At 67.9% G+C, this 25,926-nt stretch carries 27 protein-coding genes; 20 read left to right on the forward strand and 7 right to left on the reverse strand.

All coding sequences use genetic code 11. From position 1 onward, the window contains the following. Positions 1 to 19 precede the first annotated feature (19 nt). Positions 20 to 649: a membrane protein YczE gene (gene yczE, locus ABIB26_RS10180; protein ID WP_354242165.1), complete on the reverse strand. Its 630-nt coding sequence runs from the start codon at positions 647 to 649 to the stop codon at positions 20 to 22. A 73-nt stretch (positions 650 to 722) separates the two neighbouring features. On the opposite strand from yczE, the gene yczR reads away from it, so the two are divergent. Then, positions 723 to 2,195, forward strand: a complete 1,473-nt coding sequence (gene yczR, locus ABIB26_RS10185) for a MocR-like transcription factor YczR (protein WP_354242416.1) — start codon at positions 723 to 725, stop codon at positions 2,193 to 2,195. Positions 2,196 to 2,355: 160 nt separating this feature from the next. Here the strand turns inward: yczR and ABIB26_RS10190 are convergent, their stop codons facing one another. Then, positions 2,356 to 3,054 (reverse strand): SRPBCC domain-containing protein, encoded by a 699-nt coding sequence (locus tag ABIB26_RS10190; protein ID WP_354242168.1) that lies wholly within the window; start codon positions 3,052 to 3,054, stop codon positions 2,356 to 2,358. Beyond that, positions 3,047 to 3,736, reverse strand: coding sequence for a helix-turn-helix domain-containing protein (locus tag ABIB26_RS10195; protein WP_354242170.1), 690 nt, complete (start codon positions 3,734 to 3,736; stop codon positions 3,047 to 3,049). Before ABIB26_RS10195 ends, ABIB26_RS10190 begins: the two co-directional genes overlap by 8 nt. Positions 3,737 to 4,011: 275 nt before the next feature. Here ABIB26_RS10195 and ABIB26_RS10200 point away from each other — a divergent pair, with 275 nt between their 5' ends. Further along, positions 4,012 to 4,983 (forward strand): RluA family pseudouridine synthase, encoded by a 972-nt coding sequence (locus tag ABIB26_RS10200; protein ID WP_354242418.1) that lies wholly within the window; start codon positions 4,012 to 4,014, stop codon positions 4,981 to 4,983. Between the two features lie 90 nt (positions 4,984 to 5,073). Then, on the forward strand, positions 5,074 to 5,700 hold the full coding sequence (locus tag ABIB26_RS10205) for a DedA family protein (RefSeq protein WP_354242173.1): 627 nt from the start codon (positions 5,074 to 5,076) through the stop codon (positions 5,698 to 5,700). Positions 5,701 to 5,716: 16 nt separating this feature from the next. Here the strand turns inward: ABIB26_RS10205 and ABIB26_RS10210 are convergent, their stop codons facing one another. Further along, on the reverse strand, positions 5,717 to 6,022 hold the full coding sequence (locus ABIB26_RS10210; protein ID WP_354242175.1) for a hypothetical protein: 306 nt from the start codon (positions 6,020 to 6,022) through the stop codon (positions 5,717 to 5,719). A gap of 203 nt (positions 6,023 to 6,225) precedes the next feature. On the opposite strand from ABIB26_RS10210, the gene ABIB26_RS10215 reads away from it, so the two are divergent. From ABIB26_RS10215 to ABIB26_RS10275, 14 genes are all read left to right on the forward strand, one after another. Beyond that, positions 6,226 to 6,744 carry a putative immunity protein gene (locus tag ABIB26_RS10215; protein ID WP_354242178.1) on the forward strand — a complete coding sequence of 173 codons (519 nt, stop codon included), beginning with the start codon at positions 6,226 to 6,228 and terminating at the stop codon, positions 6,742 to 6,744. Between the two features lie 156 nt (positions 6,745 to 6,900). Continuing rightward, positions 6,901 to 7,992: a Nickel transporter NicT gene (nicT, locus tag ABIB26_RS10220; RefSeq protein ID WP_354242420.1), complete on the forward strand. Its 1,092-nt coding sequence runs from the start codon at positions 6,901 to 6,903 to the stop codon at positions 7,990 to 7,992. A 124-nt stretch (positions 7,993 to 8,116) separates the two neighbouring features. Continuing rightward, complete coding sequence (locus ABIB26_RS10225) at positions 8,117 to 8,446, forward strand: hydrogenase maturation nickel metallochaperone HypA/HybF (RefSeq protein ID WP_354242181.1); 330 nt, start codon at positions 8,117 to 8,119, stop codon at positions 8,444 to 8,446. 3 nt (positions 8,447 to 8,449) lie between these two features. Further along, positions 8,450 to 9,319: a hydrogenase nickel incorporation protein HypB gene (hypB, locus tag ABIB26_RS10230; protein WP_354242183.1), complete on the forward strand. Its 870-nt coding sequence runs from the start codon at positions 8,450 to 8,452 to the stop codon at positions 9,317 to 9,319. A gap of 21 nt (positions 9,320 to 9,340) precedes the next feature. Then, positions 9,341 to 10,399 (forward strand): NADH-quinone oxidoreductase subunit B family protein, encoded by a 1,059-nt coding sequence (locus tag ABIB26_RS10235; protein WP_354242185.1) that lies wholly within the window; start codon positions 9,341 to 9,343, stop codon positions 10,397 to 10,399. Positions 10,400 to 10,443: 44 nt separating this feature from the next. Then, positions 10,444 to 12,219 (forward strand): nickel-dependent hydrogenase large subunit, encoded by a 1,776-nt coding sequence (locus ABIB26_RS10240; RefSeq protein ID WP_354242188.1) that lies wholly within the window; start codon positions 10,444 to 10,446, stop codon positions 12,217 to 12,219. Positions 12,220 to 12,224: 5 nt separating this feature from the next. Continuing rightward, positions 12,225 to 13,190, forward strand: a complete 966-nt coding sequence (locus ABIB26_RS10245) for a NifU family protein (RefSeq protein WP_354242190.1) — start codon at positions 12,225 to 12,227, stop codon at positions 13,188 to 13,190. A gap of 1 nt (position 13,191) precedes the next feature. Continuing rightward, on the forward strand, positions 13,192 to 13,899 hold the full coding sequence (locus ABIB26_RS10250; protein ID WP_354242192.1) for a DUF5947 family protein: 708 nt from the start codon (positions 13,192 to 13,194) through the stop codon (positions 13,897 to 13,899). Next, positions 13,896 to 14,552 carry a DUF6084 family protein gene (locus ABIB26_RS10255; RefSeq protein WP_354242195.1) on the forward strand — a complete coding sequence of 219 codons (657 nt, stop codon included), beginning with the start codon at positions 13,896 to 13,898 and terminating at the stop codon, positions 14,550 to 14,552. The genes ABIB26_RS10250 and ABIB26_RS10255 overlap by 4 nt, the downstream gene beginning before the upstream one ends. After that, positions 14,549 to 15,937, forward strand: coding sequence for a hypothetical protein (locus tag ABIB26_RS10260; protein WP_354242198.1), 1,389 nt, complete (start codon positions 14,549 to 14,551; stop codon positions 15,935 to 15,937). Before ABIB26_RS10255 ends, ABIB26_RS10260 begins: the two co-directional genes overlap by 4 nt. Then, positions 15,934 to 16,053 (forward strand): DUF6893 family small protein, encoded by a 120-nt coding sequence (locus ABIB26_RS23760; RefSeq protein WP_502913651.1) that lies wholly within the window; start codon positions 15,934 to 15,936, stop codon positions 16,051 to 16,053. The genes ABIB26_RS10260 and ABIB26_RS23760 overlap by 4 nt, the downstream gene beginning before the upstream one ends. Next, a complete protein-coding gene (locus ABIB26_RS10265; protein ID WP_354242201.1) occupies positions 16,050 to 16,634 on the forward strand; it encodes a hydrogenase maturation protease in 585 nt (194 codons plus the stop codon). Before ABIB26_RS23760 ends, ABIB26_RS10265 begins: the two co-directional genes overlap by 4 nt. 52 nt (positions 16,635 to 16,686) lie before the next feature. Then, entirely contained in the window at positions 16,687 to 16,944 is a 258-nt protein-coding gene (locus tag ABIB26_RS10270; RefSeq protein ID WP_354242204.1) for a HypC/HybG/HupF family hydrogenase formation chaperone, read from the forward strand. A 111-nt stretch (positions 16,945 to 17,055) separates the two neighbouring features. Continuing rightward, on the forward strand, positions 17,056 to 17,394 hold the full coding sequence (locus tag ABIB26_RS10275) for a hypothetical protein (protein WP_354242206.1): 339 nt from the start codon (positions 17,056 to 17,058) through the stop codon (positions 17,392 to 17,394). A gap of 153 nt (positions 17,395 to 17,547) precedes the next feature. Here ABIB26_RS10275 and ABIB26_RS10280 read toward each other — a convergent pair whose 3' ends face one another. Together ABIB26_RS10280 and ABIB26_RS10285 are read right to left on the reverse strand one after the other, a co-directional pair. Then, the gene (locus ABIB26_RS10280; protein WP_354242208.1) at positions 17,548 to 18,849 is read right to left on the reverse strand and encodes a macrolide family glycosyltransferase; all 1,302 of its coding nucleotides are present in this window, start codon (positions 18,847 to 18,849) and stop codon (positions 17,548 to 17,550) included. 144 nt (positions 18,850 to 18,993) lie between these two features. After that, complete coding sequence (locus ABIB26_RS10285; RefSeq protein WP_354242211.1) at positions 18,994 to 19,767, reverse strand: DUF6390 family protein; 774 nt, start codon at positions 19,765 to 19,767, stop codon at positions 18,994 to 18,996. Positions 19,768 to 19,909: 142 nt separating this feature from the next. Here ABIB26_RS10285 and ABIB26_RS10290 point away from each other — a divergent pair, with 142 nt between their 5' ends. From ABIB26_RS10290 to ABIB26_RS10300, 3 genes are read left to right on the forward strand one after another with little or no spacing between them, the layout of a single operon-like run. Next, complete coding sequence (locus ABIB26_RS10290; protein ID WP_354242214.1) at positions 19,910 to 21,064, forward strand: ABC transporter substrate-binding protein; 1,155 nt, start codon at positions 19,910 to 19,912, stop codon at positions 21,062 to 21,064. Next, complete coding sequence (locus ABIB26_RS10295) at positions 21,054 to 22,163, forward strand: FecCD family ABC transporter permease (protein ID WP_354242217.1); 1,110 nt, start codon at positions 21,054 to 21,056, stop codon at positions 22,161 to 22,163. Before ABIB26_RS10290 ends, ABIB26_RS10295 begins: the two co-directional genes overlap by 11 nt. Then, positions 22,156 to 22,950 (forward strand): ABC transporter ATP-binding protein, encoded by a 795-nt coding sequence (locus tag ABIB26_RS10300; protein WP_354242220.1) that lies wholly within the window; start codon positions 22,156 to 22,158, stop codon positions 22,948 to 22,950. Before ABIB26_RS10295 ends, ABIB26_RS10300 begins: the two co-directional genes overlap by 8 nt. Here the strand turns inward: ABIB26_RS10300 and ppc are convergent. After that, positions 22,947 to 25,778: a phosphoenolpyruvate carboxylase gene (gene ppc, locus ABIB26_RS10305; RefSeq protein WP_354242223.1), complete on the reverse strand. Its 2,832-nt coding sequence runs from the start codon at positions 25,776 to 25,778 to the stop codon at positions 22,947 to 22,949. The genes ABIB26_RS10300 and ppc overlap by 4 nt on opposite strands. Between the last annotated feature and the right edge of the window lie 148 nt (positions 25,779 to 25,926).

Consider the following 25,926-nt stretch of genomic DNA (forward strand, 5'->3'; position numbering starts at 1 on the left):
GCGGCATGCGGCCGCGTCCTCAGGGTGCGGTGACTGCCGTGCCGGCTGCGGCCGGGACCTCGGGTACTTTCCGTTCGGGCACCGTGAACCGCGGCAGCAGGAGCTGCACCAGCTGTCCGATCGCCACGGCATACAGCACGGTCCCGACGCCGACGGAGCCGCCCAGCAGCCAGCCGGCGCCCAGCACCACAACCTCGACTCCGGTCCGCGAGGCCCGCACCGACCAGCCGGTCCGCCGGGCGAGTCCGGTCATGAGACCATCACGGGCGCCGGGTCCGAGGCGGGCGCCGATGTAGCAGGCCGAGGCGATGCCGTTGAGCAGGATGGCGCCCGCGAGCATCCCGATCTGCCCGCCGAGGTGCGAGAACGCGGGAATCAGCGCCAGCCCGACGTCGGCAAACACCCCCACCAGCACGGCGTTGCACAGCGTGCCCACACCCGGCCACTGCCGCAGCGGAATCCAGAGGAGCAGCACGAGGAAGCTGACGATCACCACCACGGTGCCGATGCTCAGCCCGGTCTTGAGCGCGATGCCCTGATGGAAGACGTCCCAGGGGTCCAGTCCCAGTCCGGCCCGGATGAACATCGCGAGCGATACGCCATACATGGCGAGGCCAATAAGGAGCTGAAGGAGCCTTCGGGTCATCATGTCACCCATCCTCCCCGGGAACTGGACTTGCATTCCATATCCAGTTTGAAATACTGGCTCTACGTCCGGCTCCCTGAATCCCACCACGCTGGCCCGGCTCCTGGGCGAATGGAACCCTGGGGCGTCCCCCGCCTACCGCGAACTGGCCGACGTCGTCCGTCTGCTGGTGCTGGACGGCCGCGTCCCGCTCGACGTCGCCCTGCCCAGCGAGCGGGCCCTGGCCGCGACGCTCGGTCTCAGCCGCACCACGGTCACCGCCGCGTACACGCTGCTGCGGGACCAGGGATTCCTCAGCAGCGGCCAAGGCAGCCGGGGCCGGACCTGCATCCCGCACCGCGGCCGGCGGGGAGCCCAGCCAGGCACGCCGGAACTCAGCGGCGCGCCCGGGCTCGCCGTTCCGGACGGGCTTCTGGACCTTGCCTATGCCTCCCTGCCGGCCAGCGGCGAGGTGGTGCACCGCGCCTTCGCCGCCGCCCTGACGGAACTGCCGGCGCTGCTGCCCGGGTTCGGGTACGACGCACTCGGCGTCGGTCCGCTCCGCGAAGCCATCGCCGCCCGCTACACCGCCGCCGGCGTGCCCACCACCGCCGGCCAGATCCTCGTGACCTCGGGTGCCCAGCACGCGCTGAACATCATCCTGCGCACCCTCGCCGGCCGTTCCGCCAGAGTGCTCGTGGAGCACCCCAGCTACCCGAATGCCCTCGACGCCATGCGCTCGGCCGGCTGCCGCCCGGTTCCGGTGGCCATGCCGCCGGCCGCACTGGACGGCGGGGCCGGCTGGGATACCGATGCGCTGGAGACCGCGTTGAAACAGCAGCGGCCCGCCATGGCCTATGTGGTCCCCGACTTCCACAACCCCACCGGCCGGCTGATGCCGGATTCCCAGCGCCGGCAGCTGGTCCGGGCGGCTGCCGCCTCCGGCACTGTGCTGGTGGTCGACGAGACCTTGAGGGAGCTCAACCTCGACGGCGCGCCCTCCACACCGCTGGCGGCCTTCAGCCCCGCCGTCGTCTCCATCGGCTCGCTCAGCAAGTCCCACTGGGCCGGGCTGCGGACCGGGTGGATCCGGGCCGGCGAGCCCCTCATCCAGCGCTTCGCCGCAGCCCGCACCACCATGGACCTGGGCGGGCCCATCGTGGAGCAGCTTGCGGCAGCCCATCTGGTCAACGCCCTCACGGAACCGCTCCCGGCCCGGCTCGCCGCACTCCGCGCCAACCGGGACACTTTGCTGATGCTTATCGCCGAGCACCTGCCGACATGGCAAACGGAGCGGCCCGACGGCGGGCTGTCCGTCTGGTCCCGGCTGCCGGTTCCGCTGAGTACGGCAATGACGGTGATTGCCCCGGACTTCGGCATCCGGCTCGCGGCCGGACCCAGGTTCGGCCTTGGCGGAGCCTTCGAGCACTATCTCCGCGTGCCGTTCACCCTGCCGCCCGCGCAGCTCGAGACCGCGGTACTGGCGCTGCGCTCGGCCCAGGACCGGCTGGAGGCCTCGCCCCAACTGCGGCGGGATCTGACCAGCCCGCCCGCCGTCGCCATCGCCTGAGCGCGACGACGCCTGGCGAGAGCCCTGGCGTCGCGCGCCCATTCCTGCGACGCGCAAATGCCCTGGCGACACACAGGGAATCCGGGTGTCGCCAGGGCATTTGCGTAGCGCCAGCGCATCCGGGTAGCGCCAGGCGGCCTGCGCGTCGCTGGGCGCCGGCTCAGTCCCGGCCGTAGACCGTGTCCAGGAAGCCGCCCCATACCTTGGTCGTGGCCTCGGAGTCCCCGCTGCCGCTGAAATCGTGCACCGTCATGCCCACCGGGGCCCCGAAGGCGTTCCGGCCGAAGAAGCGGTACAGGGTGTCCGCCGTCCGCAGGCCCAGGAAGTGCTCGTTGGCAAAGTCCACTTCGCCGGAGAGCCGCCCCACGCCGTCGAGCTCCAGCTCCACGGCGCCACCCGGCGCCACGCCCGCCATGCCCATCGCCTTCTTGAGCCGCTCGAAACCGTCCGCGGTCTGCGACGCGGGAGGCGCCTGGACGTCGGTGAAGACCACCGGCTTGCCGTCGAAGTACTTCAGATACTGGCCGAGGGTGTGCAGGTAGAACTCGGTGTGCTTGCTGGCGCCGTCGTAATGCTCGTCCCAGTTGTCCGCGAAGATGCCGCTGTGGACGTAGTGCAGCCGGGCGCGGCCGCCGTCGAGCGGTTCCAGCACGTGCTCCAGCTGGTTGAACCAGCCGTCGGGGCCGTCCATCCGGGACACCAGATGCGTGGGGTGCTCGTCGACTTTCCTGACGGCCGGCCACTCATCCGTGGGAAACATCCAGGCCGGAGTGTCCTTGGTTACAGCGTTCCACACGCGCTCCGGGGTGCCCGGGAGATCGGTGTCGTAGACGATCTCGAAGTTCCGCTTGTCAGTCATTGTTCTGCTCCTTTGCCTGAGTGATCTTGGGTGATGCTTTGGGTGCCGATGCCTTCAATGCCGGGTGAAGCGCGACGACGAGACGGTGCTTTCGCCCGCTGCCCGACGGCGTGCCGGCGCCGGTGCCGCCTGGAGTGCCGGTGCCGGCCCGGGCGCCGCTGCCGGCGTCGTGGTACTTGTCCACGAGCCGGGTCACGGCCACGCCTAGCTCCTCGGCGAAGGCTGCCCGGTCCGCCGCGGTGCGGAAGGTGATCTCGCCGTCGATGGCGAAGGTGGCGAGTTTCTGCCTCGCCGCCGCAGCGCCGGCAATCAGCTGGCCCATCTCCTGGACCATGCGGCCGGCGAGCGCGAGCAGCCAGAAGGCGGAGAATCGGTCCGAGAACCGGTGCGGATCCGGCGCCAGCGAGGCCAGGGCCGCCGGGGAAATCAGGTACGAAGCCGCCGTCGCCCGCAGGATGCGCTCCGTGACGTTGCCCTTGGGGCGTTCTTCCACAAGCTCCACGAGCCCGTGCCGTTCCAGCGCCTTGAGGTGATAGTTCACCTTCTGCCGCGGCAGCCCCATTTTCGCGGCGAGCTGGGTGGCGGAGCCGGGCTCGGCGAGCTCCAGCAGGATCCGCGTGCGGATCGGGTCCAGCGAGGCCTCTGCCGCCGCCGGGTCCTCGATCACTTCGATGTCCAACATGCATCCAGTGTGCCCACCGACAGTTTTATTTGTCAAGAACTTTTTTACCGTCGGACGGTGGCCGTTGTGCCGAGATCGCCGAACGCTTGCGGGTTCGCCGGAGGCTCGCGGCGAACCCGCACACCTCCGGCGAATTGGCGGCCAGGTCCGCTCCTCGCGGCCGACTGCGCGGCCGCCCCGGCACCCCCGGCAACCCGTGCAACCCCCGTGCAACCCGTGCAACCCGTGCAACCCGTGCAACCCGTGCAACCCCGGCAAAGTAGAATGGAGCGGTGATGCAATCCCCCCTTCCCGTGCGCGACGGCGTCAATGCGACCCGTCTCCGCCTCCCGGATGAGGGGCCCTGGGACACCGCGATGGACTACATGATGCACCGCTGGGGCCATATCGACCCCCAGGGCATCGAGGACCGGTTCGACGCCGGGGAGATCGTGGGTGAGGCGGGCATCGCACTGGACCGCGCCACCCCGCTGCGGAACCACACCTTCATCTGGTACTACCGCACCCTGCCGCCGGAGACCCGGATCCCGGTGGAACTGGACATCCTGCATCAGGACGAGCACCTCCTGGTGGTGGACAAGCCGCACTTCCTGCCCACCACACCCGGCGGAACCTACATCCAGGAGTCCGCCCTCGTCCGGCTCCGCAACCAGCTCGAGCTGCCGGATCTCATCCCCATGCACCGGCTGGACCGCATGACGGCCGGCATCCTGCTGCTCTCCACCAACCCGCAGACGCGGGGCAAATACCAGGTGCTCTTCGAAAAGCGCCAGGTCCAGAAGGAATACGAGTGCGTGGCCGCGGCCGAGCCCGCCGCCGGCCACCCCGCCGTCGACTTCCCCGTGGTGGTCCGCAACCGGATGACCAAGTCGCGCAGCTACCTGCTCGCCGAGGTGATCGACGGCGAACCCAACGCAGAGACCAGCATCGAACGGCTCCGGACGTTCGACGCCGGGCCCGCACATGCGGCTGACGACGGGGCCGACGCGGCCGACGGTGGGAGCCGCCGCCGCGCGCTGTACCGGCTGGCGCCTCACTCGGGGAAGACCCACCAACTCCGCGTGCATATGGCATCCCTCGGACTGGGCATCGTGAACGACGCGTTCTATCCCGAGCTGCTGGACAAGGCCCCGGACGATTACGCCAAGCCGCTGCAGCTGCTGGCCCGCGGGATCCGTTTCGATGACCCCATCTCCGGCAGGGCAGTGGAATACCGCAGCGGGCTGCAGCTCAGCGAAGCCCGCTAAGCCCGCCGGCCACGGACCATCGCGCAACAGCGACGGCTCCCGGCCCCGTCAGGAGCGACGGTACGGCCGGAAGTGCGGTACCTTGTGCCCATGGACTTCGGCACCGCGGACAGCTGGGGGGACGCGATCTATTTCTGGATCATCCCGGTGGTCATGGGCGATGCGATTTTCCCGCCCGTCCCGTCCGAAATGGTCGTCATCACTGGCGGCGCGCTTTCCGCCGACGGGCGCGCCAACGCCTTCCTTGTGGTGCTCCTCGCCGCCATGGCATCCTGGCTCGGCGACATCATCGTGTTCCAGCTCTTCAAGCGGCGGCTCAGCCATGTGCTCGACCGCTGGAAATGGGGCCGCTCGTTCCACCTGGCCGTGCACCGCGCCATTGCCCAGGCGGGCCGGTCCTCCACCTACGGGGCCATCATCGGGATCCGCTTCATCCCCGGCGGACGCTTGGCGACAACCGCCGCCGCCGGCATCGCCAACGTATCCAGCCGCGGCTTCAGCCTTTGCGCGGCCCTCGGCGGCCTGCTCTGGGCCATCTGGTCGGTGGGCCTCGGATACTTCACCGGCGCGGCCACCAAGCTGCCGTTCTGGGCAAGCTCCCTGATCGGCGTCGGCGTTGGGCTGGTGATCGGCGCCGTCGTGGGTGTGATTGTCACGCGGCGCCGCGGAGACCGTTCCCCGGTGGTGGACGGACCCGAGGAGGAACTGGACTTCTGAGGCTGTCGGCCTGCGTCTAAACGGGCGCCCAGCGGCCTCGGTTGCGGCGGAGGACCGTCAGGGCTCCGGTCACGGCAACCCGTTCGACGGCGTCGCGCATCATGGCTGCCGACGCGAGCGCCTGGCTGTTCTCGCCACTGTAGGACGTGGCCTCGACCAGGAACCGCAGATTCAGCTGCGGGACCCCGCCGGCCAGCTCCAGCTGGTTCGACTCCACGTGGTGGCGCGTTTCCAGCGCTTCCACGGCCGCGGCCATCACGGCCTCCGGCGGGTTGCCCGGCTTGAGCCCGGTGATCTTGAGTCTGCTCTGGAACGACTGCATAGGCTCAAGCCTAGATGCATCGGGTACCGCCGGCCGCCTGCTCAACCTTCGTTGCCGATCCCGGCGGAAGCCGCTGCACCCCTGCCAGAGTCAGGAGGCTGACCTCCGCGACGGAATCAAAGCCCAGATTTGTGTCAACTTGATTGAGGCAACGAGGCGTGTCTCCTAACCGATTGAGCTTCGTGAATGGTAAGTATGGGAGTGTGCCGATCCTCCCGAAAGAGCGTGATCCTCGGCTGATCACCATCCGTCGCGGGGGCACTCTGACGGACGAACACCACCGGCTGTTGGCTGACTGGGCCCTCCTGTGTGCCGAGCACGTGCTGCACCTGTTCGAGGACCATCAACCAGGTGACAGCCGGCCCCGCGACGCCGTCGACGCCGGCCGGGCCTGGATCCGCGGCGAGGTGCGGATGGGTGACGCACGCCGGATGGCTTTCCAGGCGAATGCCGCGGCGCGCGGGATGCCCGATCCAGCGAAGTTCGCGGCGCTGTCGGCGGGCCAGGCGGCTGCGGTGCCCCACGTCGCCGCCCATGACCTGGGCGCCGCGGCGTACGCCATCAGGGCGGCCGGTGCATGCGTCCCAGCCGACGACGCTGCGCAGGCTCGGGCCAAGGAACGGGAGTGGCAACAGGTGCACCTCCCTGCCGCTATCCGTGAACTCGTTCTCGACGATCAACAACATCGGAGCGCCATCTGCTGGCACGTCTTCGACGACTGATCTGTTGCCTGCCACTCATCCGCTTCCGCCTCATCAGCGATAGCATCCCTCATGGAAGATTTCGCCCACCCGTTCCCGAACTTTTTCAGTGAGTCAAGGTCTTGGCGGCAGCGGCTCCCGGGCCTACCCTTACGGACTATGAGCAACTTGTTGCCTGTGGCGCAGCCGGACAGACCAACAGGTAGTCGCTGGGACCGCCGGGACAAGTTCCATCTCGCCGGCATCACCGGCTTTGTCATCCTGCTCAATGTGGTCGGCTGGGGCGTGCTAACCCTGGCCGTTGCTCCCCAGAACTTCGCCCTGGGCAGCACCGGTGTCTACGGGGTAGGCCTGGGCGTTACCGCGTTTCTGCTCGGAGTGCGGCATGCGTTCGACGCCGACCACATCGCCGTCATCGACAACACCACCCGCAAGCTGGTCGGCGAGGGAAAGACCGCGCTGGGGGTGGGCTTCTGGTTCTCGTTGGGCCACTCGACCGTTGTCTTCGGAGCGGCACTGCTCCTGGCCCTCGGCGTGAGGGCGATGGCCGGCACCGTGCAGAACGAGAACTCAGCCCTGATGCAGACTCTGGGGCTGGTCGGCAGCGTGGTGGCTGGAGCCTTTCTGATCCTGATAGGGCTGATGAACCTGGTCTCGGTGATTGGCATCGTCCGGGTCTTCCGCGGGATGCGGACCGGCGAGCTGAACGAGGCCGAGCTTGAGCATCAGCTCAACAACCGGGGCTTCCTGGCCCGACTGCTCGGCGGAGCAATCCGGCGGATCACCAAGCCGTGGCACGTCTATCCAGTCGGCCTTCTGATGGGCCTTGGATTTGACACCGCATCCCAGATAGCCCTGCTCCTGCTTGCGGCTGGTTCCGCCGCCTTCTCCTTGCCCTGGTACGCCATCCTGGTCCTGCCGGTGCTCTTCGCCGCCGGCATGAGCATCTTCGACACTGCAGACGGCGTGTTCATGTCCAGGGCCTACGGGTGGGCATTCCTCAAACCCGTCCGCAAAGTGTTCTATAACCTGACAATCACGGTTCTCTCGGTTGTTGTGGCACTAGTCGTCGGTGTCATCGTGCTGTTCGGGCTATTGGTGGACAAGCTGGGCATCGAGTCAGGACCGGCGGCCGCAATCGGCTCGCTGGAGCTGGAAAACGTCGGGTATATCATCGTGGGACTCTTCGTGGTCACTTGGCTGATTGCGCTCTCTGTCTGGAAATTCGGCCGGATCGAGCAACGCTGGAGCCCGCCGGACAGCAGCTGAGGATCGCACCGTAGGCGTCGCCATCGACCCCGAAGGGTCGGGCAGCGGTCGTTCTCCTGACGCTGCCGTTGGGTGGTTGTGTTTTGTCCGGCTCGCGCCTATCTTGGCAGGAAGGAGTGCCGCCATGCACGAACTCTCTATAACACAGAGCCTTATCGAAGCCGTTCTCGACCGTACCGGCGAGCGCACAGTTACGGCGGTCAACCTCCGGGTGGGGCCTTTGTCCGGCGTGCTGCCGGATGCCATGCGCTTCTGCTTTGACGTAGCCTCTGCCGGCACGCCTCTGGCCGGTGCACGGCTGATGATCGACGAACCGCAGGGTCTGGCCCGGTGTAGAAGCTGCGACGACGAATTCGAAGTGGCTGACCTGATCCTGCTGTGTCCCTGCGGAAGTGCGGACGTCGAAGTCCTTAGCGGCCGCGAACTCATGCTGACGTCGGTGGAGGTGGCTTAGCAAGTGTGTACAACATGCGGATGCGGGGACGAGTCGAACATCAGGGTTTCCACCCTGCAGGAACCCTCCGCACTGCCGCATGAGCATCCCCACGAGCACCCGCACGAGGACGGTCATCCCCACGAGCACCCGCACGCGGACGGTCATCCCCACGACCACGACCATCCGCACGCGCACCATCCGGAAACCATCCCGCTGGAGCAGAACCTGCTCGCGAAGAATGAGCTGCTCGCGGCGAGGAACCGGGGCTGGCTGGAAGGCCGGGGAATCCGGGCGCTGAACGTGATGAGCTCCCCCGGCGCGGGCAAGACCACCCTACTGGTCCGCACCCTCGCGGACCTGGGCGAGCGGCTGCAGGCCGGCGTCGTCGAAGGCGACCAGGAGACGTCCCTGGACGCGGACCGCATCCGTGCAGTGGGACGGCCCGTCGTCCAGATCAACACCGGAGCCGGCTGCCATCTGGACGCCGACATGCTCAGGCGTGGGCTGGACGCCCTGGATCCGGGGACCGGGTCCACGGTGTTTATCGAAAATGTCGGCAACCTGGTCTGCCCCGCGCTGTTTGACCTTGGCGAGGCAGCCAAAGTAGTAGTCGTTTCCGTGACGGAAGGTGATGACAAGCCACAGAAATACCCGCACATGTTCAGGGCAGCCGATCTGGTGATCATCAACAAGTCGGATCTGCTCCCCTACGTTGATTTCGACGTCGACGGGTTCCGGCGCAGGGCCCGGCAGATCAATCCGCGCACCGATTTCCTGGTCCTTTCGGCCACCACCGGCGATGGCCTCGCCGGCTGGTACGACTGGCTCGACGGAACCAGTTCCCGGTCATCCACTTTGACCGGATCTTTGACGGACACACTGAGCCCGTAAGGGCCTCCGAAAGAGGCAACGATGCCTACTGAAACTTCCCTGAAGGCCGAAGAAACCCTTATCCATGTGCTGTGGATCAACGCCGGGCTCAGCTGCGACGGCGATTCTGTGGCCCTGACCGCGGCCACCCAGCCCAGCGTCGAGGAGATCGCCCTCGGCGCCTTGCCGGGCCTGCCGCGGATTGCCATGCATTGGCCCCTGATCGACTTCGAGTGCGGCCCGCAGGAAGGGGCCGACGACTTCCTGGAGTGGTTCCGCAAGGCGGACCGCGGCGAACTGGAACCGTTTGTCCTGGTGGTGGAGGGATCCATCCCCAACGAAAAGCTGCACGACCCCGGCGGCTACTGGTGCGGGTTCGGGAACGACCTCGAGACCGGCCAGCCGATCACCACCAGCGAATGGCTGGACCGTCTGGCCCCCAAGGCCACCGCCATCCTCGCGGCGGGGACCTGCGCCACCTACGGCGGCATCCACGCGATGGCGGGAAACCCCACCGGGGCCATGGGGGTGCCGGATTACCTTGGCTACAACTGGAAGTCCAAGGCGGGAATCCCCATTGTGTGTGTCCCGGGGTGCCCCATCCAGCCGGACAACCTCTCCGAAACGATGACCTACCTGCTCTATCAGGCCACCGGCCAGGCTCCGATGATTCCGCTGGACGACGCGCTCCGGCCCACCTGGCTTTTCGGCAAGACCGTCCACGAGGGCTGCGACCGGGCCGGGTACTACGAACAAGGTGACTTCGCCACCGAGTACGGCTCCCCCAAGTGCATCGTCAAACTCGGCTGCTGGGGCCCGGTGGTCAAGTGCAACGTGCCCAAGCGCGGCTGGATGAACGGCGTCGGGGGCTGCCCGAACGTCGGCGGCATCTGCATCGGCTGCACCATGCCGGGGTTCCCGGACAAGTTCATGCCCTTCATGGATGAGCCGCCCGGCGGCAAGCTTTCAACCAACGCCATCCGCCCGTACGGCTCGGCCATCAGGGCGTTGCGTGGAATCACCACCCACACTCTGGACCAGGAGCCCAAGTGGCGCCGGCCCGGCACTGAGCTCCTTACCGGCGCCAAGCGCACCTGGTAACACCCACTTCCAGACAGGTGAAGCACATGACCTCAACGATTCCAATGCCTTCCGGAAGCGGAACAGGTGACAACAATCTGGTGGAGATGGCGTGGGACCCCATTACCAGGATCGTCGGCAGCCTCGGCATCTACACCAAGATCGACTTCGCGAACAAGCAGGTAGTGGAGTGCAAGAGCACCTCCTCGATCTTCCGCGGATACTCCATCTTCATGAAGGGCAAGGACCCGCGGGACGCGCACTTCATCACCAGCCGTATCTGCGGTATCTGCGGGGACAACCACGCCACGTGCTCCTGCTACGCCCAGAACATGGCCTACGGCGTCAAGCCGCCGGCTCTGGGCGAATGGATCGTGAACCTGGGCGAAGCTGCCGAGTACATGTTCGATCACAACATTTTCCAGGAAAACCTCGTCGGCGTGGACTACTGCGAAAGGATGGTCTCGGAAACCAACCCCGGAGTGCTGGCCAAGGCGGAGAACACCCGCGCCCCGCACGAGGGCGACCACGGCTACCGGACCATCGCTGACATCATGCGCTCGCTCAACCCGTTCACCGGGGAGTTCTACCGGGAGGCGCTGCAGGTCAGCCGACTCACCCGCGAGATGTTCTGTCTCATGGAAGGCCGCCACGTCCACCCGTCCACGCTCTATCCCGGCGGGGTGGGAACGGTTGCCACCATCCAGCTGATGACGGACTACATCACCCGGCTCATGCGGTACGTGGAGTTCATGAAGAAGGTGGTCCCCATGCACGACGACCTCTTCGACTTCTTCTACGAGGCCCTGCCCGGCTACGAACAGGTAGGGCTGCGCCGCACGCTCCTGGGCTGCTGGGGGTCCTTCCAGGACCCTGACTTCTGCAACTTCGAGTACAAGGACATGACCGAGTGGGGCCGGAAGATGTTCGTCACCCCCGGTGTTGTGGTGGACGGAAAGCTCGTCACCACTGACCTGGTGCGGATCAACCTGGGCATCCGGATCATGCTCGGCTCCTCCTACTACGAGGACTGGGAAGACCAGGAAATGTTTGTCACCCACGATCCGCTGGGCAATCCCGTGGACCGCCGTCATCCCTGGAACCAGCACACCAATCCCAAACCGCAGAAACGGGACCTGGCGGAGAAGTACAGCTGGGTGATGTCCCCGCGCTGGTTTGACGGCCAGGACAACCTGGCCCTGGATACCGGCGGTGGCCCGCTGGCCCGGCTCTGGTCGACGGCCTTGGCCGGCCTGGTGGACACCGGCTACATCAAGTCCACCGGCCGGAGCGTCCAGATCAACCTGCCCAAGACCGCGCTGAAGGGTCCTGTTTCCTTCGAGTGGAACATCCCGCAGTGGAGCAACACCCTGGAACGCAACCGGGCCCGCACCTACTTCCAGGCCTACGCCGCCGCCGCGGCGCTGCACTTCGCGGAGAAGGCACTCGAGGAGATCCGTGCGGGGCGCACCAAGACCTGGGAGACCTTCGAGGTTCCGGACGAAGCCATCAGCTGCGGCTTCACGGAGGCCGTGCGGGGTGTCCTGTCCCACCATATGGTGATCCGCGACGGGAAGATCGCCAACTACCATCCGTATCCGCCCACGCCGTGGAATGCCAGCCCCACGGATTCGGACGGCATCTCCGGTCCGTACGAGGACGCCGTCCAGGGACAGCCGATTTTCGAGGAGAACGATCGCGAGCACTTCAAGGGCATCGACATCATGCGCACCGTCCGCAGCTTCGACCCCTGCCTGCCCTGCGGGGTTCACATGTATCTGGGCAACGGCCAGACCCTGGAGAAGCTGCACTCCCCCACCCAGACCATGACCGGCGAATAACCGCCATGCCTGGCGAGGACCGGCCGCGGCAGGCCGGCGACCGGATCGAAAGTCTCCTCGACGCCCTCGGAGCCGGCGGGGCGGTGGCCCGCGGGCGCGCCGAGGAACTGGTGCGCCAGGTGACGGAATTGTACGGCTCCGGGCTGGCCCGGATCCTGGAAATCCTCGGCGACCGCGGACAACTGGACGGCGGAACGCTGGACGCGCTGACCGCCGACGAGCTGGTCTCCAGTCTGCTGGTGATCCACGGGCTGCACCCCCAGGACGTGGAAACGCGGGTGGCTGCCGCGCTGGACAGTGTCCGGCCCTACCTCGGTTCACACGGCGGCAACGTGGAGCTCCTGGACATCAGCCCGGCCGGCGTGGTGCGGCTGAAGCTGCTCGGCACCTGCCAGGGCTGCCCGTCGTCGTCGGTCACGCTCAAGTTCGCCGTCGAGGAGGCGATCGAGTCGGCGGCGCCGGAGGTCACGGCCATCGAGGTGGTGGAGGAGGAATCCCGTCCGGCCGTTCCGGCCCTGATCCCGGTGGACGCACTCCTGGTGCGGCTGAACCACCCGGCGGATGGCGCGGCAGGCCGCGGGCCGGGCGATACCGGCGGCTGGCAGGAGCACGCCGGCGGATCCTGGGAGCCCGTACCGGAGATTGCCGGGCTGGAGCCCGGCGACGTTGCCGGCTTCCTGGTGGGCGGGTACCCGGTGCTCGCCTGCCGGACCGGGCAGGACGTCTATGCCTACCGCGACTATTGCCCCCGGTGCACGGCCTCGATGGCCGGCGCCACACTCCAGCGTGCCCTCGCCGCACCCGTGGGCGGCGGCCTGCTGCGCTGCCCCACCTGCCGCGCCCATTTCGACGTACGGCAGGCCGGGAGCTGCCTCGAGGACCGGAACCTGCACCTGGATCCCTTGCCGCTCCTGGTCCGGGCCGGCGTGATGTCCGTTGCCGTGCCGGTGGTTTCGGGCCAGGACGCCTGAAGTGAACCCGGGACGCAGCACCGAAACCGGCCAGGCCCGCGGCCCCGGCGGGCTGCCGGTGGCCCTGTTGCGCCGGATCGCATCCAGCCCGCCCGCGCCGCCCGCCGGCGAGCGCTGCGAGATGTGCGGGGAACCCATCCCGGAGGAACATCAGCACGTGGTGGACCTGGAGAGCCACGCCATGATGTGCACGTGCCGGCCGTGCTACCTGCTCTTCACCGAAGCCACCGCCCATCTGCGCTACCGTTCAGTGCCCGACAGATACTTCTCCTTTCCGGACTTCGAACTGGGCCCGGGCCAGTGGGACGAGCTGGAAATTCCGGTGGGCTTGGCCTTCTTCTTCCGCAGTTCCAAACTGGACCGGACCGTCGCCTTCTACCCCGGCCCCGCCGGCGCCACCGAATCCGAGCTTCCGCTGGGCGCCTGGGGCGCGGTGCTGGCACAAAACCCCGCGCTGGCACTGGCGGCACCGGACACGGAGGCGCTGCTGATCCGCGGTCCCGGACCGGACCGTTCCCGCGCCGACTGCCACCTCGTCCCCGTGGACGCCTGCTACGAACTCGTGGGGCAGCTTCGCCGCCTCTGGCGCGGGTTCGACGGCGGACAGGAGGCCCGCGGGCAACTCGCCGCCTTTTTCGCGCGGCTGGAGCGCCGCAGCCGGCCCGTACCGGAGGACAAGAGCGAGTCCCTGGCCGGAGGAACCCCATGACCGAACTGACCTTCGCCGTCGTCGACATCCAGCCCGAGCCCTACGCCGCGGCCCCGCAGCTGACCGCCCGGCTCCGGCTGACCGAGTCCACCGGAGCCACCATCCACGCCATCGCGTTGCGCTGCCAGGTGCGGATCCTGCCGCAGCGCCGGGGATATTCGGACGAGGAGGAACGCGGACTCCTGGACCTCTTCGGCGGGCGCGGCCGCTGGCCCAACACGCTCAAATCGTTCCTCTGGCTGCAGTGCAGCACCATGGTGCAAGGCTTCACGGGCAGCACCGAAGCGGACCTGCCCCTGCCGTGCACCTTCGACTTCGACGTCGCCGCGTCCAAGTACCTGCACGCCCTCCGGGACGGCGAAATCCCGCTGGAGCTGCTGTTCTCCGGCACCGTCTTCACGAAGGGCCAGACGGGATTCGGGGTGGAGCAGGTTCCGTGGGACCTCGAGGCGTCCTACCGGCTCCCGGTAGCGGCCTGGCACCGGCTGATGGACCAGTATTTCCCCAATGCGGGCTGGATCCGCCTGGACCGGGATGCGTTGGCCGCCCTGTCCGAGTACAAGTCGGCGCGCGGCCTGACGTCGTGGGAGGCCACGGTCGAGTCCCTGCTGGCCGCTGCCGCGACGGGCGTGGGCGGAGAGCGGCTCCCATGAACATGAGCCTGAGCCTGGCCAGGGCGGTCGCGGATGCCGTCCTGTACGAGGGCTACCTGCTGTACCCCTACCGCGCCTCCGCACAGAAGAACCAGGCCCGCTGGCAGTTTGGAATCCTGGGGCCGCCCGGGGCCGCGGAGGCCGGGGCCGGGGAGGAAGCGGGAATGTTCGCCGACTGTCTGCTGAGCCCCGGACCGCAGGCGGAGCTGGAAATCCACCTGCGCTTCCTGCAGTTGCAGACCCGCACCGCGGAAAAAGCGGACGACGGCGGCGGCTTCCGCCCGGTGGCGGAACTCGCCATCGGCGCCTCCCGCTGGCTGAGCTGGGACGAGGCGACTGCACGGGAAATCACCCTGGGGCCGTTTCCGGTGGCCCAACTGGCCGCCCGGAAAGCCCTGCGGCTGCCGGTGGACGTCCCGGCGGGCGAGGAGGTGGAGGAACTCTGCGACAGCACCGGCCGGACGGCAGGCAGACTGGTGCGCCGCCGCCACGCGCTCCGCGGCGAAATCAGGCTGGACACCACTGACCTCCCGCGCGGGCTCCAGCGGTTACGGGTTTCCGTGGCCAACAAGGCGGAGCCCCTTGCGGAACCGGGGAACCGGCAGGACGCGATCGCCGGGTCCTTCATCGGCGCGCACGTGCTCCTGAGCCTGCGGGACGCGGATTTCCTCTCCCTGCTGGACCCGCCGGGCTGGGCCCAGGACGCCGCCGCGGACTGCGTCCAGCACCGCTGCTGGCCGGTCCTCGCCGGTCCCGAAGGACAGACGGACGTGCTGCTGGTCTCGCCGATCATTCTCTACGACCACCCCGCGGTGGCCCCGGAAAGCCCGGTGGCGCTCTATGACTCCACCGAAATTGACGAGATCCTCACCCTGCGGGTGCTGACCTTGACCGAGGAGGAAAAATCCGAGGCCCGCGCCACCGATCCCCGAGCGGCCGCGATCATCGACCACTGCGAAGCCATGTCGCCGGAGGAGCTCCAGCAGCTGCACGGGATCCTGCGCAGTCCCCACGCCGTAGAATTCCAGGACTCCCGCGGAAGCCTCGCCGGCACCGAAGAAGAACCGCCCGCCTGGTGGACGCCGGAATCGGAAGCCCTCGTCCAGCCGCACATGGACGCCGTTCTGATCAATGGCGTTCCGGTGTCGCGCGGCAGCCGGGTCAGGGTCAACCCGAGCCGTCGCGCTGATGCGCAGGACCTCTTCTTCGCAGGGCAGACCGGGCGGGTCACCAGCGTACATTTCGACGTCGACGGCAGCACCCACGTGGGCCTGGTACTCGAAAAGGACCCTGCCGCGGACCTCCACGAAGGCTACGGCCGGTCCTTCTACTATGCGCCTGAAGAACTTGAACCGCTCGAGGATAGGGAGGGAAACCCGCTATGAAAACTGTAGGAATAGCCACGGTGGGCCTGCTGGTGGCGCTGGCGCTGGGTGCCGCGTATGTGGGGATCCGTTCGGTCCCCGACATCCAGCGCTACCTGAAAGTGCGGCGGATGTGACGCCAGGACTCCAGCCCGGCAACACCGCCACCGGGACTGCGCAAGGCGACTCCCGCATCCTCGTGGCAGGAGTGGGGAACATGTTCCTGCGCGACGACGGGTTCGGTCCGGAGGTCGCCCGCCGGCTGGCCGCGGAAACTCACCGGGCGGCACCCGGCGTGCTGGCCGTGGACTACGGAATCCGCGGCATGCATCTGGCCTACGATCTGCTGGCCGGGGTGGACGTCCTTGTGCTGGTGGACACCGTGCCCCCGGATGCGGCCGCGTCCGCGGCTGCGTCCGCGGAGGGGGGCACAGAGGGGGGCACAGCCCCGGGCGCCGCCCCGGGCTGCATCCGGGTGCTGCAGGTGCGCCGGGAGGACCTGGACGGCGCCGCGCCCCTGGATCCCCACGGCATGGATCCGGTTGCGGTGCTGGGGCGCCTTCGTACGCTGGGCGGTGAGCTGCCCCTGACCTATGTGGTGGGCTGCGTCCCCGCGGACGTGACCGAAGGAATCGGCCTCACCGGCCCGGTGGCGGCGGCCGTACCGCGGGCGGTGGCCGCCGTCGAAGAACTGATCGCGCAACACACGCCTGTTTAGGACCAAATCCGGTTAAGAGCCAAGTCCAGCGCAAAGCAAGGGAGTGCCCACCATGTGCCTTGGAATACCAGGCCAGGTCGTCGAGCTGCTCGAGGGCTACGGCAACCAGCTCGCCCTCGTCGACGTGGCCGGCGTGCGGCGTAAGATCAACATCGGCCTGCTGGACGAGGGGCCGCTGGAGCCGGGAACGTGGGTCCTCATCCATATGGGTTTCGCCTTGGAACGGGTGGATTCCGAGGGCGCGGAACGGGCCATGGGCGGACTGGAGCTGATGGGCCGTCCCAGGGACGCCGACGGCGACGCCGGCTAGCACCAGCAGCCGACGGGCAATCAGCACAATCAGCGTAATCAGCGCGACCAGCCCAATCAGCGCAATCAGCGCAATCAGCGCAATCAGCGCAATCAGACCGAGGAGAACATCATGTCACCGACGAATCCGTCCGATGCCCAGGACCCCGCGGAGGGAACCGCCCCCGGCACAGCGCGCGCCTTCGGCAGCGAGCCGCCGCTCAAGGAGCCTGCACAGCCCGGGCCCGACGACACCCCCGAAGATGCGGCGATGGCGCCAGAAGGCGTCGGCGAGAGCACCACGCGGCGCGGTGAGGACATCGTCAAGCAGGAAGGACAGGAGCCCGGGCGGGAGGAAGCCGGAGCGGACGATTCCGCGGCCGGCCGGCCCGCCGGGGGATCGTCAGCCCGCCACTCCACCGGTGTGAACCCTCCGGCGGACCCGGACAGCGCCGCGGCGCAGTCGCAGTGACGTCCGCGGCCGGGGCGTCCCGGCGGCGGCGGTGCGGCGACGTTCCGGCCATCCGCGGTCCGCGCATTCGGCCTTCCCGGTGTCAGCCGGTCGGTGGAGTGGTGGTGTGCGTTTCCCTCTGTACGTCTGCTGGCCGGCTGATTCTTCGCTTGCCTACGCCGGGTGTTCCGAGGCCGACAGGTGCTCTTCGATGGCGTCAGCGGCTGCTGCCGGTCCGCCGGCTCCGCGGATGCGTTGGCTCATCGTTGCCAGGTTCCGCCGGATTTCCTGGTCGTCACTGACTTCGGTGATGAACGCGCGGATAAGTGCGGGCGTGAGCGATTCTGCGGGAAGGCGTCGTCCGAGTCCCAGGTCCTGGACGCGGCGTGCGTTTGCTTCCTGTTCCGGCTGAAGCGGAAAGGCCACCAAAGGGACCTCGAAGTAGAGCGCCTCCATGGTTGAGTTCATCCCCGTGCGCGAGAGAATTACATCGGCATGGCGCAGGACATCCAGCTGCGGGAAGAACGCGCGGACCTCAGCGTTGTCCGGTATATCGCCCAGTTCGGATACTTGGATGCGGTCGCCGATGGCGATGGACACCTGCCACGGGGTGGCGGCGAATGCTTCCAGGCACATCCGGAAAAAGTCCGGGCGGTCGTTCAAGGGTGTGGTGCCGAGCGAGATGAATACCAGCGGGCTGTCCTTCGTGCGGGGCTGCCAGGGCTCCTCGGTGGTTCGTTGGCCGAGGCTCGGTCCGACAAAGTGGAAGCTGGCGTCGAAGGTCTCTCCCGCGGGTTGGAATTCCTTGGGGATGAAGCAAATGTTCAACGACGCGGGCGGGCCTTCCATGAAGTTGAAATGGGCCAGTCCCTGTTCGGCAGCGAAATCACCGATGAGCCGGCGGACGTGTTTCCACGCTGCGAGCATTTCCGCCGGTGCACGGGCCGGCATCAGCTCCCGCATCGAGAAATGTTCGTTGGTGGCATAGGTCGGCTGCAGCGCAATGTCGGGCAGGGCAAGCTTCATGGCAGCCATCTTCCCTGCCAGGGTCATGGCGTCGTAGCATACTGCGTCCGGCGGGTCCGTGGTTAGCCGGGCCATCAGGGCGGGGAATTCGTCTCTCGCCCTCTCAAGCAGCCGCTCTAGCAGACCGGACATCATCCCTGATCCGAGTCCCGCCAGCATCCCCGTCCGTGGGGAGGCCGCGGGGCCGTCTTCAGCTGACGTGTTGACCCGGGGAAACTGCGCGGCCAGGTCCTCCCCGCTCTCAAAGAAGACGGCGCCGGTGGACTCAACAGCCTCCGCGTACTTCGCCGCGGTTGCGTACGTGACACGGTGGCCCCGCCGGACAAGCTCGGCTACGACCGGCAAGGTCGGATTCACATGGCCCGCGGCCGGCAGACAAATAGAAGCGAAATGCATGACGCTGTTCCTCCAGATCGCACGGTGAGGGTGGGCTATTTGATGGGGCGGCATTGCAGGCTGGAGAACCCGCGGCTTGTCACCGATCAGCCACCCTACCGGCCGAGCCCGTCCCTACGCGGACCCTCACACCTCCAGGTCGACATCGACGGCGTCGCCGGGGCAGCCAAGACGGTCCGCTCCAACGGGGACATCTGGCTAGTGTTCAAGCGCTATCGCGGCGCCCCGGTGTTCGACGCCGTTGTTGGCGATCCGCAGGTGCCGCGCCGTAAAGTGCTTCAGCCGCTCCAGCTGACGCGGGGACAGCCGGTCACAGACCCAGTCCCAGTGGAGCGACACCATGTCCCCGACTGCCAGCCCGGCCACGAACCCGGTGCCGTTCACCGCGTGTTTCGCAGACTCCACCACGGGCTCCCCCACGCCCAGCGATGTTCCGTCCCAAACCAGCGGCCGGGACCGGACCACGGCGTCGTCGCCGGAGATCGCCAGCACCTCGCCCCAGCGGATCCGGCACCGGTCGAGCACGCTCAGGGCTGTGGCATGGCGGCGGTCGTCGTGGAGCAGGCCCAGCCAGGGGTAGATCTCGAAGACGTGGAAACTGTGGTGCGGAACCCCGCCGGCCAGGACGCCTTCCGCCAGGTGCGGGAATTGCCGTCCGGTGCGGGCCCGGAACCGGTCCTCCATGGAATTGCCGATGTTGGTTATTCCGACCGAGTCCAGGAGGCTGTTCCCCACCCAGTAGGCCTCCACGACGCGGAAATCGAGGGGATCGCTGATGCCGGTGGAGGCCGCGATCAGCTCCAGGTACGGCCACGCCCCGGCGAAGCCCTTTGCCAGTTCACGGAGACCTTGGTCTGTCACTCCGGACTGGCCGTAATGCAACAACGCATCACTGTCGGGCGGCCCGCAGCTGCCCCTCGAATTGGGCGGGTAGGCATAGCGGACAAACAACTGGGCACCGTCAAGAATCATGATCTGGCCACCTTCTGCGCAAGGTCCTCTGAACCTAGCACCGGCCCCGCACCCCGACAAGGGGGCCGGGACCGCGGTGCCCGTTGACAGCCTTTGCCAACGGGGCGATCCTGTGAAGAACCTACGCACAGGGAGTCAGGCCATGCGAGTCGACGATCTAAACCGCCGTACGGTGCTTCAGGCGTTAGTGGCGGGCGGATCCGCAGCCCTGCTCACCGGGTGCGGAGCATCCGGCCCTCCCCCAACAGCCTCTCCTGCCGTCAGCGGGACCGGGTCCGCGGCATCAGACCGCATCAGCATCACGGACCAGCGGGGCAAGACCGTCACCTTCGCCCAGCCGGTCACCAGGGTGGTGACCATTCCCATGCCGTCGGCCTCGCTGCTGGTCGCCGTCGACCGCAGTGCCGAACACCTGAGCGCGATGCATAACGCGTCCTGGGTCGCGATGCGTGACGGCATCATGGGAACCATGTTTCCGCGTGCGCTGGAACTTCCCCACGACATCGCCACGCAGGACTTCACCCCCAATGTGGAGAGCGTGCGTGCCCTGAACCCCGACGTCGTCATCCAGTGGTCTGACGCCCAGCTGATCGAGCCGCTCGAGAACGCCGGGCTGACGGTGATCGGCCTTACAAACAACGGCAAGCAGGAGGACGTGGACGCCTGGGTGACGATGTTCGCCGCCATGCTGGGCAAACCTGAGCGGGCCATCGAGATCAAGGCCCGCAGCGACCATGAGCTCGATGACATCAAATCAGTGGCGGCTGGCCGCGGGTCCGCGGGTCCCAGCATCCTCTACTTCAACCGGTTCACCGGCGGGCTCAAAGCCGCGGCAACCAATACTTACAACGACTTCTATATCAAACTTGTCGGCGGCACCAACCCCGCCACCGGCCAGGACCCGCTGCCCGGAACCGGCATGGTGGGACTGGACGTGGAGCAGGTGCTGAAGTGGGACCCCGAGGTCATCCTGCTGGGTAACTTCGACCAGGCCATGCCCCAGGACATCTACTCGGACCCGGTGTGGCAACGCATTGCCGCCGTCCGTGAGCGGCGCGTGTACAAGGTCCCGCTCGGAGGCTACCGCTGGGATCCCCCGGGCCAGGAATCACCGCTCATGTGGCATTGGCTCAGCGATATCGCCTTCCCCCAGGCGCGGTCCGGGCTGCGCGGCAAAGTCCGCGAGTACTTCCGGTTCCTCTACGATCACGAGGTCACCGAGGACGAGCTCAACCGGATCCTGTGGACTGCGGCCAACGCCGAGTCCGCCAACTATCAACAATTCAATGCTGCATGAGGCCAGCTCGGCACGGCTGAACAGCCGCGGCTCACGGACTGAGGGAAACGCCTCCCGGCGGGGACCGCGCGAACGGGGCAGCGGACCGGCGGTCCTCGGACCCATCGCCACGGCGGCTGGCGTCCTGATCGTCGTCGGACTGCTCTCCCTGGCCCTGGGTCGGTTCAGTGTGCCGCCCTGGCACGTTGTCCAGATCCTCGCCGCCCAACTGGCGCCCTTTCCGCTCGAGGCCAGCCAGACCGAACAGAGCGTGGTCCTGCTCGTGCGGCTGCCGAGGGTCCTGCTCGCGCTGCTGGTGGGCGGCGGACTGGCGATCGGCGGCGCGGCCCTGCAGGCGATCTTCCGCAACCCGCTGGTCAGCCCCGAGATCATCGGCGTCTCCGCCGGCGCATCCTTCGGCGGCGCCGTCGCCCTGCTGCTCGGGCTGGGTCCCGTCCTGCTGGTCGCGGGTTCCTTCGTCTTTGGCCTGGTGGCCCTCGGGACCCTTCTCCTGATCACGGCCGGCCGCGGGGGCGCGCCGATGCTGATGATTGTGCTCGGCGGTGTGGTCACGGGTTCGTTCTTCTCAGCCCTGGTGGCCCTGGTCACGTACATCGCGGACCCGAATACCACCCTGCCGGCGATCGTTTTTTGGCTGCTCGGCAGCGTGGCCACCGCAACGTTCGCAAAGGTCGCGGTCGCGCTGGTCCCTGTGCTGGGCGGAGCCGCGGTGCTGGTGGCGTTGCGCTGGCGCATCAACGTGCTGTCCCTGGGGGACGAGGACGCCGCGGCACTGGGCGTCGCACCCCGTCCGCTGCGCTGGGTGGTGCTGATTGCGGTGGCACTGATTGTGGCCGGCGCGGTCGCGGTCAGCGGCGCGGTCAGCTGGGTGGGCCTGGTGGTGCCGCACCTGGCGCGGATGTGGGTGGGCCCGGACCACCGCGTGCTCCTGCCGGTGTCCTTCCTCCTCGGCGGGGCCTACATAGTCCTGGTGGACACGGTGGCCCGCACCGCGACCGCCGGGGAGATACCCTTGGGCGTCCTCACAGCCCTTATTGGTGCCCCGGTTTTCTTCCTGCTGCTGCGCCGGAACCGTGACAGGATCTGGGAAAGTGCTTGAGCTGGACGGGGTGGGATTCGGCTATGCCCGGCAGCCGTGGGTCTTCCGGGACGTCAGCTTCCGGGTGCTTCCCGGCACAGCCACCGCAGTGCTGGGGCCCAACGGCAGCGGCAAGACCACACTGGTCCGCTGCGCTGCCGGGCTGCTGGATCCGGCGGAAGGAACGGTGCGCCGGGCGGATGGCGCGGGTTACGTGCCGCAGGCCCACGGCAGCGCGTTCGGTTACAGTGCCCTGGACATGGTCCTGATGGGGAGAGCGCGGCAGGTGGGAATCTTCCGGACGCCGGGCGGCGCGGACCGGGCCGCTGCCCTGGAGGCGATGGAGAAGGTGGGCGTCGAAGGGCTGCGGAACCGCCGCTTCCCCACCCTGAGCGGCGGCGAGCAACAGCTGGTCCTGATAGCCCGGGCCGTCGCCACCGGCTGCCCGATGCTGGTGCTGGACGAGCCCGCCACGGGCCTCGATCTCAAGAACCAGGTGCGGGTCCTGTCGCTCCTGCGCGGACTGATGGCCGACGGCATGGCCCTGCTGCTGAGCACCCACCATCCGGACCACGCGCTGTACCTGGCCGATCGCGCCGTCCTGCTGGGCCTCGGCGGCGCACGGACCGGGCCCGCCGAGGAACTGCTCACGGACCCGGCGCTCACGGCCCTCTACGGTGTTCCGGTCAGGACGCTGCCCTATTCCGACGGCGGCACCACCCGCCGTACCATCGTGGTGCCCTACGGAGAGGTCCTCCCCGGGGATGTCCAGCACGGAGAAGTCCAGCACGGAGCATCCGGGAGTTAGCCGGTGTTGCGCAGGCCTGCCGCCACTCCGTTGACGGTGATCAGCATGGCCCGCTGGAGGCGTTCGTCGATCTCGGCACCGGACATGCCCTCCCCTGCGGCGGACCCTGTGGCTGACCCGGCGCGGATCCGGCGCAGGAGCTCCACCTGCAGGTAGCTGATCGGGTCCAGGTACTGGTCACGGATCTCGAGCGAACGTTTGAGGGTCGGCTGGGCATCGAGGATGACGTGCTCGCCGGTCAGGTTCTGGATCTCGGTGACGGTGAGCTCATACTCGGCCCGGATGGCGCGGAAGAGGTGGTGCAGCTCCGCCGGAACGAGGGTGGAGACGTAGTAGCCGGCGATGTCCATGTCCGTCTTGGCCAGCGTCATCTCCACGTTGGACAGCACCGAACGGAAGAAGTGCCAGCCCTCCATCATCTCGGCCAGCTGGGCCGGGTGGCCGGCCTCGCGGGCGGCCTTGAGGCCGGAGCCCACGCCGAACCAGCCCGGCACGATCTGCCGCGACTGCGTCCACCCGAACACCCAGGGGATCGCCCGCAGCCCCTCCAGACCGGCGCCGGAATCGGGCCGCTTGGACGGCCGCGAGCCGATGTTCAGGGAACCCAGCTGCTCCACCGGGGTGGAAGCCACGAAATAGGCGGGCAGGTCCGGATCATCGATCAGCGTCCGGTACCGCGCAAAGGCGGCGTCCGAGATGGTCTCCATGACATCCCCGTAGCGTTCGCGCTGGTCTTCGGAGGTGCGCGGGGTGCGGTGCAGCGCGGAGCCCTGCATGACCGCCGCCAGCGAGAGTTCCAGGTTCTCCCGGGCCAGCTCGGGCAGCGAGTACTTGTCCGAGATGACCTCGCCCTGCTCGGTGAACTTGATTTCGCCTTCCAGCACGCCGTTGGGCTGGGCCATGATGGCGTCGTAGGTCGGGCCGCCGCCGCGGCCCACGGATCCGCCGCGGCCGTGGAAGAGGCGCACCCGGACGCCGTGCTTGGCCGCGACATCCCGGAGGTTGCGCTGGGTCTTGTGGATTTCCCACTGGCTGGTCATCACGCCGGATTCCTTGTTGGAGTCCGAGTAGCCCAGCATGATTTCCTGCACGTCGCCGCGCAGCCGGACCAGCTCCCGGTAGGACGAATCCGAGAGCAGCCGGTCCACGATCTCGGCCGAGGCGCGAAGCTCCTCCACCGTCTCCAGCAGCGGCGCGAAGCCGATCCTGGCATACGGCGCCTCGCCGAAGAGATTCACCAGTCCGGCCTCGCGGGCCAGCACGGCCGCGGCCAGGACGTCGTCCGCGCCGCGGGTCATGGAGACGATGTACGTCTCGATCACGTCAGGGCCGTACGTGCGCAGGGCGCGGCGGATCTCACGGAAGACGTCGTAGGTGCCGTCCGCGACGCCGTCGAGCTTGATCGGATGGCCGGACAACGGGCGGCGGGAGGCCAGCTCCGAGCCGAGCACCTCCAGCCGCTCCGGGCGGCTGAGCTCGGCGTACCGGACGCCGGGGCCCCCGAGTCGGTCCATCAGCTGCCCGACGGCGTCGTGGTGGTGGTCGGCGTGTTCGCGGATGTCGAGGGTGGCCAGATGCAGGCCGAAGGAGGCGATGGCGCGGCGGACCCGGGCCAGGGCGCCGTCGGCTGCGAGCGCGGCGTGGTGGTTCCGCAGGGACCGCTCCAGCAGGCCCAGCTCGGCGAGGAGCTCCGCGGTGGCGGTGTAGTCGCGGCCCGGCTCGTGCGAAGAGCCCGCCGTCACGCGCCGGGCGGTGTTGAGGAGTTTGGCCTTGATGCAGGTGAGTTTGAGCCGGTAGGGCTCCTGGGCGTTGAGCTCGAGGACCCTGCGGTCCAGGCCCGGGAGGTTCTCGAGGTCGACGTCGATCGAGTCCAGCAGCTCCTGGTCCGCCCCGGCGAGCGCCGTCGAGTTGGACAGGATGGAGATGAGCCCGTCGATCAGGCCGATGCTGATCCGCACTGCATGCTGGTTCTGGATCTGCAGGATCTCGCGGGTGACGGCCGCGGTGACGTTGGGGTTGCCGTCCCGGTCCCCGCCGATCCAGGAGCCGAAGCGGATGGGCGCCTTCTCCGCTGGCAGTGTGACACCGTGCTCGCCGAGGAGCTCAGAGAGGTCGGAGAGCATTTCCGGCATGGCGTCGGTGAGGATGCCGGTGAGGTAGTAGATGGCGTTCCGGGCCTCGTCCACCGGGGTGGGCCGGACCTGGCGGAGCTCGTCGGTCTGCCACATCTGGTCGATCACTTCGGCGAGCTGGCGGTCCTGGCGGCGGCGCCCGGACGTGCCCTCCGCCGTGGCCTCGGCGAGGATGTCGGAGAGCTGGCGGACCTTGTCCAGGACGGAGCGGCGGGAGGCTTCGGTGGGGTGGGCGGTGAAGATCGGGCGGACGTCGAGTTCGTTCACCACCTCCTGCAGCACCGAGGCGCCGGCCTGGCCGGCGATGTCCGCGACGGCCTTGGCGAGCCAGCCGTCCTTTTCCTGGCGGGTGCGCAGCCCGCGGACCCGGTGCACCTGCTCGGCGGCGTTGGCCAGATGGAAATAGAACGCGAAGGCGCGGACCAGCTCGGTGGCCTGCTCCAGGGGCAGGGAGCCGAGCAGTTCGCGGACCTGGGCGACGACGTCGTACGAGCTCCACGGCCCGGTGGCATCGGCGCCGCCGCGGGCGGCTTCCTTGGATTCCTTGGTCAGCAGGCGGACCTGCTCCACCAGGGCCAGGAGTTCGGGACCGTGCTGGCGGACGAGGGATTCGCCGAGCAGGGTGGAGACCCGGCGCACGTCGGCGCGGAGTTCGGCGGCGAGATCGGTGCCGGAATTCATTGCAGTGTCAGCCATGGAAACTATCTTTCGAGGGTTCGACTTGGCTCGTACACTGCGCTGGATACTGTGAGCCCGGTTACTTCTTCCTAAGGGATGTTACCCGCAGCCCGCGCATGCCGGGAATCCGCCTCCCCCAAGTAGCTCGCAGTAGTTGTCGTTTTGG

The organism is Arthrobacter sp. UYEF20 (assembly GCF_040546335.1).
Lineage (GTDB): Bacteria > Actinomycetota > Actinomycetes > Actinomycetales > Micrococcaceae > Arthrobacter.